This is a genomic window from Streptomyces sp. NPDC026062 (genome assembly GCF_055568375.1).
Window position 1 is genome coordinate 1 of record NZ_JBVHOQ010000129.1, and the last position, 1,454, is coordinate 1,454.

At 68.0% G+C, this 1,454-nt stretch carries 1 protein-coding gene; it reads left to right on the forward strand.

Going from position 1 to position 1,454, the window contains the following annotated elements; all coding sequences use genetic code 11:
* Nucleotides 1-222: 222 nt before the first annotated feature.
* Nucleotides 223-1,437: an IS110 family RNA-guided transposase gene (locus ACZ4LX_RS38130; protein ID WP_467652004.1), complete on the forward strand. Its 1,215-nt coding sequence runs from the start codon at nt 223-225 to the stop codon at nt 1,435-1,437.
* Nucleotides 1,438-1,454: the final 17 nt, after the last annotated feature.

The window sequence follows — 1,454 nt, forward strand, 5'->3', positions numbered from 1 at the left end:
CTGACATTGATGCTGATACTGAGGTTCCGGTGGCTGTGGCTCTGGGTCTGACTGACGCCCTGCTGGGCTGTCTTCCGGTTGTACTGTCCAGCCGCCGGGACCTTTCCTCACGGCTCCGGCCGGGCGGAACATGACCTGATAGGAGCTTGGCCAGAAGCCCCTTCAATGTCCTGTCTGCGCCACCCGGCCGGTGCCCACCTCCGGTTGGAAGGCATTATCAGCATGACATCGAGGGTCACGGAGCACACTGCGGACCAGCATGTGTTCGGCGGAGTCGATTCCCACGCCGACACGGTCCATGTCGCTGTCATCAGCGACAACGGCGGCCATCTCGCGGACGCCGAATTCGCCACCACCGCCGCCGGATACGCAGCAGCCCTGGCTTTTCTGACCGCACACGGCCATGTGATCGCGATCGGTGTGGAAGGCACCTCCTCATACGGAGCCGGCTTCGCCCGGACCGCCCGCTCCCAGGGACACCGGGTCATCGAGGTCAACCGGCCCGACAGGGCCGAACGCCGCCGCACCGGCAAGTCGGACCCGATCGACGCCTACGCCGCCGCCCGCGCCGCCCTGTCCGGACGAGCCGACAGCGCCCCCAAGGACGACTCGGTCGCCGGGATACGCGCCCTGCGCAACGCCGCCCGCTCGGCGGTCAAGGCCCGCACCGCCGCACTCAACCAGATCGGCCACGTCCTCATCAGTGCCCCAGAGACCGTCCGCGGGAAATACGGGCAGCTCAAGGGAGCGGACCGCACCGAGACCCTGGCCCGGCTGAGGCCGGCCGGCGACGCGCTCCACGTCGCCGTCCTTACCGCGCTGAAGACTCTCGCCCGCCGTGTCAAAGACCTCACCGCCGAGCACGAGTTGCTGACCCGGGCCCTGGACGCCGAGACCACCGCAGGCAACCCGGGACTGCGGGCCGCCCACGGAGTCGGCCCTGACACCGCGGCACAGCTGCTGATCACCGCGGGAGGCAATCCTGAGCGGATGCGGACCGAGGCGTCCTTCGCGGCTCTCTGCGGAGCCGCTCCGGTCCCCGCCTCCAGCGGTAGGACCAACCGTCACCGCTTGTCCCGGGGCGGCGACCGGGCCGCCAACGCCGCGCTCTACCGCATCGCGCTGGTCCGCATGTCCAGCGACGCCAGGACCCGCGAATACGTCGCACGGCAAACCGCTGCCGGACGAACGAAGAAAGAGATCATCCGGATGCTGAAACGAGCCATCGCGCGGGAGATATTCCGCTGTCTGACCACCACGGTGACTGCGCCCGGCATCGATGACCTGCGGCCCCTGCGACAGACAAAGAACATCACCCTCACCGCCGCTGCCCAGCACTTCGGCATCTGGCCAACCGCCATCTCCAGGCTCGAAAGAGGACTCAGCAGAGACGACGACCTCGCCCTTGCCTACCGCGACTGGCTCCAGACCGCTTGACAGCAATAGGAGCTTCA